Source organism: Crossiella sp. NPDC003009 (assembly GCF_053591555.1).
This window is the reverse complement of the sequence record NZ_JBSFUA010000006.1, coordinates 99,113-108,695: the sequence shown is the minus strand read 5'-3', so window position 1 is coordinate 108,695 and position 9,583 is coordinate 99,113. Positions and strand designations below refer to the sequence as shown.

4 protein-coding genes are annotated in these 9,583 nt (G+C 72.0%); 1 reads left to right on the top strand and 3 read right to left on the bottom strand.

The genetic code is table 11. The features are described from left to right. Positions 1–54 precede the first annotated feature (54 nt). From ACWDY5_RS09215 to ACWDY5_RS09205, 3 genes are all read right to left on the bottom strand, one after another. The gene (locus ACWDY5_RS09215; protein WP_449721758.1) at positions 55–762 is read right to left on the bottom strand and encodes a bacteriocin fulvocin C-related protein; all 708 of its coding nucleotides are present in this window, start codon (positions 760–762) and stop codon (positions 55–57) included. Between the two features lie 254 nt (positions 763–1,016). Beyond that, positions 1,017–2,075: a DegT/DnrJ/EryC1/StrS family aminotransferase gene (locus ACWDY5_RS09210; RefSeq protein ID WP_449721757.1), complete on the bottom strand. Its 1,059-nt coding sequence runs from the start codon at positions 2,073–2,075 to the stop codon at positions 1,017–1,019. Continuing rightward, positions 2,072–3,472 carry a glycosyltransferase gene (locus ACWDY5_RS09205; protein WP_449721756.1) on the bottom strand — a complete coding sequence of 467 codons (1,401 nt, stop codon included), beginning with the start codon at positions 3,470–3,472 and terminating at the stop codon, positions 2,072–2,074. Before ACWDY5_RS09205 ends, ACWDY5_RS09210 begins: the two co-directional genes overlap by 4 nt. 165 nt (positions 3,473–3,637) lie before the next feature. On the opposite strand from ACWDY5_RS09205, the gene ACWDY5_RS09200 reads away from it, so the two are divergent. Continuing rightward, positions 3,638–9,574, top strand: coding sequence for a type I polyketide synthase (locus ACWDY5_RS09200; protein ID WP_449721755.1), 5,937 nt, complete (start codon positions 3,638–3,640; stop codon positions 9,572–9,574). Positions 9,575–9,583 lie beyond the last annotated feature (9 nt).

Genomic DNA, 9,583 nt, shown 5'->3' with positions numbered 1-9,583 from the left:
GCTCGCCAGGCAGCCCGTACCGTTGCGACCCAACGGTACGGGCTGCGCGGTGCGCTAGTAACGGCACCTACCGGTGCAGCGGTAAGCCAGGAGCGTGCCGCACCCGCCGGTCAACGGCCCGGGTGCGATTCCGTCGCGTGGCACGCGAGTACAGCGGCTGTCCTTGCAGTAGCTGCCCCGGCAATAGTCACTGCGCGGGCTGCACGCGCAGTTCGCCAGCGGGCCTGCCGGCTCGAGCTCGGTCATCAGGTTCGCGGTCAAGAGGATTCTTGCCGCTTCGGGTGAGTAGCTCGCCTTGACGAGTCGTTCAAGCTCGGCCAGCTCACGGTGGTCGGCCTCGGACACGCCGTCCTCGAAGATCCGGGTGGTCCGGAGGAAGTCACTGAGCCTGCGCGCCGCTTCATCTTGGCCTGATGTGGTCACGGCGGACCTGGCGGTGCGCCGGTAGCTGTCCAGGTTGTCCAGCCAGAACTGCCTGCATTGGGCCGACGTGAACTGCAGGTAGAACGCCTGCTGGTGCTCTGGCGGCAGCGAGACGAGACTCTCGTGGGTCCGGCGAAGGGTGCCCGTGTTCAGCTCCACCCAACGCGCCGAGGCGCTACGGTTCGTCTGCGCCGCACCGGTTCCGGGAGTCAGCGCGATAGCGGCGATCGCGCCGCCCACTGCCGCGAAGAACGACTTGCGCGAGAGCACTCTCGTGTCCGGCGCCGGGTTCTTGCCGACGTTTTCCGTGTTCCGCGCTTCACCCATCGCGACGAGCAAGCGAACCGTCGACCTCAGGCCCAGCCGACGCGCCAGCCCCGGACGTCGGGATCCGCCAAGGGGCGTACCACGATGGTCTGCTTGCTCAGGTCTTCGATCATCGAGGACAGGTCACGACACCGCCCGCAGCCTTTCCTTGCGTCACGTGGTGAGCTCGGCGGCTCATCCGACCACAAGGCGTCCGGGACCGATCCCGCCCAGTACACAAAAGGAACCCGGGCGGTCGGCTACCGCCCGGGTTCCTGGTGCTCGCCTCAGCGCTTCTGGTAGAACTCCCGCACCTTGCCCACGATGTACTCCTGGTCCGCCGCCGTCAGCCCCACGTACGTCGGCAGGTAGAACCCGGACGCCGCGTACTTCGCCGCGTTCAGCTTCGGCCACTCCGGGTCGAAGTACTGCGGCTGCTGGCTCATCGGCTTGAAGAACCGCCTGGTCTCGATGCCCTCGGCGGCCAGGTGCGCGCGCAGTGGTTCCCGGTCCTCGGCCAGCACGTCGTACATCCACAGCACATCGCGGGGCGGCATCACCGTGATGCCCTCGATACCGGCCAGGCCCTCGTCGTAGCGGGCCGCGATCTCCTTGCGGGCGGCCAGGAAGGTGTCCAGCTGCTCGGTCTGGGCCAGGGCGACCGCGGCCTGCATGTCGGTCATCCGGAAGTTGTAGCCCAGCTTGCGGTGCAGGAACGAGTGGTCGGGGCTGAAGGCCATGCCGCGCAGGTGGCGCATCTGGGCGTCCAGCACCGGGTCGTTGGTGACGCAGATGCCGCCCTCGCCGCTGGTGATGATTTTGTTGGCGTACAGGGAGAACGCCGCGATGTGCGCGACCGGGCGGACGCCGTGGGACTCCGCGGAGTCCTCGACCACGCGGAGGTTGTACTCGTGCGCCAGCTCCATGATCGGGTCCATGTCGCAGCGGCGGCCGTAGATGTGCACCGGCATGATCGCCTTGGTGCGCGGGGTGATCTTCTCTTCGATCTTGGTGACGTCGATGTTCAGGTCGTCCGCGCAGTCGACGAACACCGGGGTGGCTCCGGTGTAGGTGACGGCCCAGGCGGAGGCGATCATGGTGAACTCGGGGACGATCACCTCATCGCCTGGGCCGACCCCCAGTGCGCGCAGCGCCAGCGTCAGCGCGGCCGTGCCGGAGGAGCAGGCCACCGCGCTGGACATCTGGTTGTAGCTGGCGAAAGCTTCCTCGAACTGGCGCACGTGCGGCCCCAGCGAGGAGATCCACCCTCGCTGGATCCCGTCCGTGACGTACTCCAGCTCGCGCCCGGACAGGACCGGCTTGGAGACGTAGTACCGGTAGCTCATGCGTTGCTCGTCTCGGTGAGTTGCGGGAGGGACAGCAGAGCGTCGGCGGCGGCCGCCCGGCCACCGGCCTTGGACATCGCGGCGGCGAACCGCCGGGAACGTTCGGTGTAGGACTGCTCGGTCAGCACCGGCAGCACCTTGCCGGTGAGGTCGTCGGCGTCGATCGTCGCGGGGCGGTCCACCGCCTGGCCCAGGCCCATGCTCCGCACCCGGACCGCCTGGTCGTAGCAGTCCACCCACAGCGGCCGCACCACCTGCGGCTTGCCGAAGAACACGCTCTCGTGGAAGGCGTTGCCGCCGCCGTGGTTGACGAAGACCTTGACGCTGGGATGGGCCAGCACGTCCAGCTGCGAGGGCACCCAGCCCTCGACCCGCAGGTTCGGCGGCAGGTCGGCGGGCAGCATCGGCTGCTGGGACTTGGGCAGCGACCACAGCACGTGCGCCTTGCCGTCCAGCCGTCGCGCGACCTCGACCAGTGCGGCCACATCGGACTCGGTGAGGCGGGTGATGGTGCCGAAGCCCATGTACACCACGGACTTCCGGCCGTCCAACCAGTCGGTCAGCTCGTCGGCCGGCGCCTGCGGCAGGGGCGGCACCATCGCGCCGACGAAGGTGAACTTGTCCGGGACGTCGAACGGGTAGTCCAGCTCCGGCAGCGAGTAGCACAGCACCCGCTCGGCCTGCTCGAAGGCGGCCAGCGACTTGGTGGTCTCGGCCGAGATGCCCAGTTCCGCGCGGATCTTGGCCTGCGCCTGGACCCGCTTGTTCGTCTCCGGGTTGAGGAAGTGCAGCAGGGTGCGCCAGCGGAACAGCTGGTTGCGCAGCCGCTGCCGCGCCGTCATCGGGTACGGCAGGGCCGACCGCGGGGTCGGGAAGTCCTTGGGGGTATAGGACTTGCCGAACGGGGTGACCAGGCTGACGATGTTGCTGGCCACGAACGGGCAGCTGAGCACGTACGGGATGCCCTTGGTGATGGCCAGGTCGATGGCGTGCTTGCACATCACGTCGATCACCATCAGCGCGGGCCGGTGCTGCTCGACCGCGGCCGCCAGCGCCTGGTACTTGGGGACGGTGATCTCCGGCTTGAAGTTGTGCCGCAGCAGCGCGCGGAAGGCCTTGAACCGGGAGGGCTGGGTGACCGCCCGGTAGGTCGGCTCGTCCCAGGTGGTCGGCGACAGCTCGGGCACCGGTTCGCCGAGGGAGATGAACTCGATCTTGCTGGCCGCGGTCAGCGCCTCGACGTCGGCGCGCCGGGGCTCGTCGCTGGCGAAGAACACGTCCTGCACGCCGCGCCGGGCCAGTTCACCCGCCAGCACCAGCATCGGGTTGGCCAGGCCGGCCGCCGGCAGGCTGACCAGCATGATCGGCTTCCGCGGGTGCTCAGCGAGCTCTGCCATGCCCACAGGGTGCGGGGCGGGCAGCCCGGAATTTGCTAGAGATTCCGACCGCTCTGTCTGGGGGAATCCGCAGTTGGCCGTTTGTACCGTCGCCTCGGGAATCCCCTGATCCACGGCGGCAAGGTGGTCCGGATGCGGAGTGAGGCTGATACGTGTCTGTCACACGTGCGGAGTGCCGCGGCTGCGCTGCTGGGCACACCAGCGGACGCGCTGCCGGTGGAGGTGGCGCTACGTGAGCTCGGCGCCGACTCCGCCGGGCTGACCAGGCTGACCCAGGAGCTGTCCCGGCGACTCGGTCACCCGGTGCCTGCCTGGGCGCCCTACCGGCACCCGACGGTGGCCGCGCTCGCGGCGTTCCTGGACGGCAGGCCGACCGGTCGGCCGGGACCGGCCGCTGAGGCGGTGCGGAACGAGCCGATCGCGATCGTCGGCCTCGGCTGCCGGCTGCCCGGCGGCATCGGTTCGCCCGGGCAGCTCTGGGACGCGCTGCTGGCCGAGGTGGACGCGGTGGGGCCGGTGCCCGCGGACCGCTGGCACGCCGAGCAGTGGTACGACGCCGACGTCACCAGCCCCGGCAAGACCACCACCCGCCGCGGCGGCTTCCTGGACGACGTGGCCGGGTTCGACGCGGCCTTCTTCCGGATGTCCCCGGCCGAGGCCGAGCACGCCGACCCGCAGCAGCGGATCACCCTGGAAGTGGCCTGGTCCGCGCTGGAGGACGCCCGGATCGTGCCCGGTGGCCTGACCGGCAGCCGCACCGGGGTCTTCCTCGGCACCATGTGGCAGGAGTACTACCTGGCCACCGGCGCGGACCCGAACGCGATCGGCTCGCAGTCCGCGGTGGGCTGGGACACCTCGATCATTCCGGCCCGGGTCGCCTACGCCCTCGGCCTGCAAGGGCCCGCGGTGTCGGTGGGCAGCGCGTGCAGCTCCTCGCTGGCCGCGGTGCACCTGGCCGCGCACAGCCTGCGCCGCGGCGAGTCCGACCTGGCGCTGGCCGGTGGCATCAGCCTGATGCTGCACCCGCACACCACGGTCGCGATGACCAAGTTCGGCGGCGTCAACCCCGACGCCCAGTGCCGCGCCTTCGACGCGGGCGCCAACGGCTACGTGCGCAGCGAGGGCTGCGGAGTCGTTGTGCTGCGGCGGCTTTCCGACGCGCTGCGGGACGGCAACCGGATCTACGCGGTGCTGCTGGGCAGCGCGATGAACAACGACGGCGCCTCCAACGGCCTCACCGCGCCCAACCCCGAAGCCCAGGTCGACGTGCTGCGCTCGGCCTGGCGGGAAGCCGGGGTGCCTGCCGATCAGGTGTCCTATGTGGAGGCTCACGGCACCGGGACCAAGCTCGGCGACGTGATCGAGACCTCCGCGCTCGGCGAGGTGTTCGGCCCCGGCCGCGCCGAACCACTGCGGATCGGCTCGGCCAAGACGAACTTCGGCCACCTGGAACCGGCCGCCGGTGTGCTCGGCCTGATGAAGACCGCTTTGTCGCTGTACCACGGTGAACTGCCCGCCAGCCTGCACTTCGAGGAGCCCAACCCGAACATCGACTTCGCCGCCGAACAGCTCCAGGTGGTGACCGGCCGCAGCCCCTGGCCTGCCGGGCACCGGTACGCCGGGGTGAGCGGGTTCGGCTTCGGCGGCACCAACGTGCACCTCGCGCTGGGTCAGGCGCCCGCCAGCCCCCGCACCCTGGTGGCACTGGGTGCGGACACCGCGGAAGAGCTGCGGAAGGGCATCACGGCCACGGCCAGGGGCCCGGTGGCACCCGTGCTGAGCACCGGATCCGGCCCGCACCGCGCCTTCGCCGCGCTGGAGCGGCCCGCGGACCTGGTCAACCTGCTCGCGCTGGCCGAGGTCGGCGTGGCCGAGACCGCGCCCGCGCTGGCCTTCTGCTTCTCCGGCCACGGCAGTCAGTGGACCGGCATGGGCCGGGACCTGCTGGTCGAGCCGGAGTTCCGCGCCGCGATGTCCGAAGTAGACAGTGAGCTGGCTTCGGTGCTCGGCCGGTCGGTGCTGGCCGACCTGCTGGCGGAGCGCCGGCTGGAGCGGGCCGATGTGGTGCAGCCCGCGCTGTTCGCGGTGCAGGTCGCGCTGTTCCGGACCTTGGCTGCCCGTGGCGTGATTCCGGCGGTGGTGTTCGGGCAGAGCGTGGGCGAGGTGGCCGCCGCGATCGCCGCCGGTGCGCTCACCCTGGCCCAGGGCGCGCAGGTCATCGGCCGATGGTCCCGGCTGATCGCCGAGCGCGCCTCCGGCACCGGGACCGTGCTGGTCTGCGACCTGGACGTCACGGAAGCGGCCAGGCGGGCCGGGGACCGGCTGACCGTGGCTGGTGAGCTCTCGCCGGGGCAGGTGTGCGTTTCCGGTGCCACCACGGCGATCGAGGAGTTCGAGCAGGAACTGGCCGAGGCCGGGATCGGCACTGTCCGGGTGGCCATCGACTACCCCTCGCACAGCCGCGAGCTGACCGCCCTCACCGCCGAGCTGACCGAACTGCTCAGCGACATCCGCCCGGCCGCGACCAGGATTCCGTTCCTCTCCACCGTCACCGGCGGTGAGCTGGCTGGGACCGAGCTGGACGGGGCCCACTGGGCGCGCAACATGTGCGAGCCGATGCGCCTGGTCGACGTGGTCCGCGCGCTGCCGCCGGGCTGCCGGATCGTGGAGGTCAGCCCGCACCCGGTGCTGCGCGTCCCGATCGGCCGGACCCTGGACACCGAGGTGCTCGCCACCTGCCGCCGGAACCGGCCCGGCACCGAGACCCTTGCCGACCTGCTCGGTCTACTGTGGACAGACGGCGTCGACGTCAACTGGGGCGGGGACACCGGGCAGCCGGTGGCCTGGCCGCTGTCGGCGCAGTCCCCGTCCGCACTGCGGGCGCAGGCCGAAGCCCTGCGCGCGCACGCCGAAGCCGCGCCCGCACTGGGGGTCGCGGACATCGGCCTGTCGCTGGCCACCACCCGGACCGCGTTCGAGCACCGGGCCGTGGTGGTGGGCCACCGGCGGGAACTGCTCGACGGCCTGGCCGCGCTCGCCGCCGGTGAGGACGCGCCGGGACTGGTCATCGGCCGGGCGCAGTCCGGACCGGGGCCGGTGCTGGTCTTCCCCGGTCAGGGCTCGCAATGGGTGGGCATGGCACTGGAACTCGCCGCCAGCACACCGGTCTTCGCCGAGTCGCTGGCGAAGTGCGAGCGCGCCATGACGCCGTACGTGGACTGGTCGCTGACCGAGGCGCTGGGCGATGAGCAGGCGCTGCGCCGGGTCGACGTGGTGCAGCCCGCGCTGTGGGCGGTGATGGTCTCGCTGGCCGCGCTGTGGTCTGCGCACGGCGTCCGCCCGGCCGCGGTGGTCGGGCACTCCCAAGGCGAGATCGCCGCGGCCTGCGCGGTCGGCGCACTGTCCCTTGAGGACGGTGCCCGGATCGTCGCGCTGCGCTCGCAGGAGATCGCGCGGGCGCTGGCCGGGCACGGCGGCATGGTCTCCACCACGCTGCCCAGGGCCGAGGCGCTGGCCCGGCTGACCGAATGGGACGGCAGGTTGTCCCTGGCCGCGGCCAACGGCCCGGCCGCCACCGTGATCTCCGGCGATCCCCAGGCCCTGCATGAGTTCGTGGCCAAGGTGCAGGCGGACGGGGTGCGCGCCCGGCACCTGCCGGTGGACTACGCCTCGCACTCCGACCACGTGGAGGCCATCCGCGGCGAGCTGCTCACCGCGCTGGCCCCGATCCAGCCGCGCACCGCCGAGGCCGCCTTCTGGTCCACGGTGACCGCCGGGCCGCTGGACACCCTCGGCCTCAACGCCACCTACTGGTACGACAACCTGCGCTCCCCGGTGGAGTTCGAGGCCACCGTGGCCGCGTTGATCCAGGCGGGGCACCGCACCTTCATCGAGGTGAGCCCGCACCCGGTGCTCACCGCGGGCATCCAGGACGCCGCTCAGGACGTGGTCGCCTTCGGCAGCCTGCGCCGGGATGACGGTGGCCCGCAACGGTTCCTGACCTCGCTGGGCCAGGCGCACGCGCACGGCCTGCCGGTGCGCTGGGACTACCCCGGCGCCCGCCTGGTCGACCTGCCTGCCTATCGCTTCCAGCACCAGCGCTACTGGCTGGAGACCACCCCGCCCGCGACCCCGACCGCGACGCCGGAGTCCGAGGCGTTCTGGAACCTGGTGCACCAGGCCGATGTCGAGTCCCTGCAACGCCTGCTCGCGGTCTCGGAGAGCGCGACCCTGCCCGAGCTGGTGTCCGCGCTGGCCGGCTGGCACCGCAGGGAGAACGCGGCCAAGCTGATCGAGGACTGGCGCTACGCCACCGCCTGGCGCGCGGTGGCCGACCCGGTCCGCACCGCCACCGGCAGCTGGCTGGTGCTGCTGCCCAAGGGTGAAGGTCCCTGGACCGACGCGGTGTCCGGCCTGAACCGGCAGGGCCTGCGGCTGGTCACGGTGGAATGTGAGCACCACCCCGGCCGCGACGAACTGGCCACCGCCTGCGCCGCCGCGGTCCCCGCCGACGTCACCGGCGTGCTCTCGCTGCTCGCGCTGATCCCCGGCGAGCGGGTCGACCACCCCGGTGTGCCCGCCGGGTACGCGGCCACTCTCCTTGTCCTGCAAGCACTCGGCGACGCCCGGATCAACGCGCCGTTGTGGTGCGTGACCAGCGGCGCGATGATCACCGACCCCGGCGACCGCGAGGTCCGGCCGGACCAGCGCATGGTGTGGGGCCTCGGCCGGGTCGCCGGGCACGAGCACCACGACCGCTGGGGCGGCCTGATCGACCTGCCGGCCGAGCCGCGCGAGGGCAGCTGGCGGCAGCTGGCCGCCGCGCTCACCCGCACCGACGGCGAGGACCAGCTGGCGCTGCGGCCCTTCGGCACCCTGGCCTGCCGCCTGGTCCGACCGGCGGCACACCGCGCGGATGCGGGGGAGTGGCGGCCCAAGGGCACCGTGCTGGTCACCGGCGGCACCGGCGCGCTCGGTGCGCACGTGGCCCGCTGGCTGGCCGAACGCGGCGCCCGCGAGCTGGTGCTGGTCAGCCGCCGCGGCCCGGCCGCGCCCGGCGCGGCGGAACTGCACGCCGAGCTGGCCGCGCTGGGCGCGGACGTGCGGATCGAGGCTTGCGACGTCAGCGACCGCGACCAGTTGCGCGAGTTGCTGGAGCGGGTCGGCGACCTGGACGCGGTGGTGCACACCGCGGCCGTGCTGGCCGACTCCACGCTGCGCGCGCTGAGCCTGGCGCAGGTCGCGGAAGCCCAGCGCGCCAAGGTGGTCAGCGCCTGGCACCTGCACGAGCTGACCGCCGAGCTGAACCTGTCCGCGTTTGTGCTCTTCTCCACTCTCGGCGCCACCGTCGGCATCCCCGGCCAGGGCAACTACGCCCCGGCCAACGCCGCACTGGACGCCCTGGCCGAACTCCGCCGCGCCCAGGGCCTGCCCGCCACCGCGGTCTCCTTCGGCGCCTGGGACGGCGACGGCCTGGCCACCACCGCGGTCCGCCCGACCCTAGAACGCCACGGCATCAACCTGATGGCCCCCGAGCTGGCGCTGAAGGCCTTGCAGGAGGCCATCGACGGCGGCCGAGCGAGCCAGGTGGTGGCCGACATCAAGTGGGAGCGGTTCGCCCCGACCCTCACCGCGCTGCGCCCGAGCCCGCTGCTGGCCGACCTGCCGGATGCCCGCAAGTCCAGTGGCGCAACGGAAACCACGACCGAACCGGACCTGGCTGACCGGCTGGCCGCGCTGCCCGCCCGCCGCCGTGCGGAACTGGTGCTCGACGTGGTGCTGCGGCACACCGCCGCCGTGCTCGGCTACCGGCGCGGCGACCGGCCGGCGGAGACCAGGACCTTCCGCGACCTCGGCATCGACAGCGTTACCGGCGCCGACCTGAGCAAACGGCTCGGCGCGGAAACCGGGGTGCGGCTGCCGGTCACGCTCGTCTTCGAGCAGCCGACCCCGGCCGCGGTGGCCGAACACCTGCTGGACCAGCTCCACCTGGACGAGTCCGCGACGGAAGAAGTCCCGGCCGCCGCGCCGATGGCGGACGTCTCCGACGACGAACTGTTCGACCTCATCGACAGCATCACCATGAGCCGGAGGAATACGTGACGGCGACCG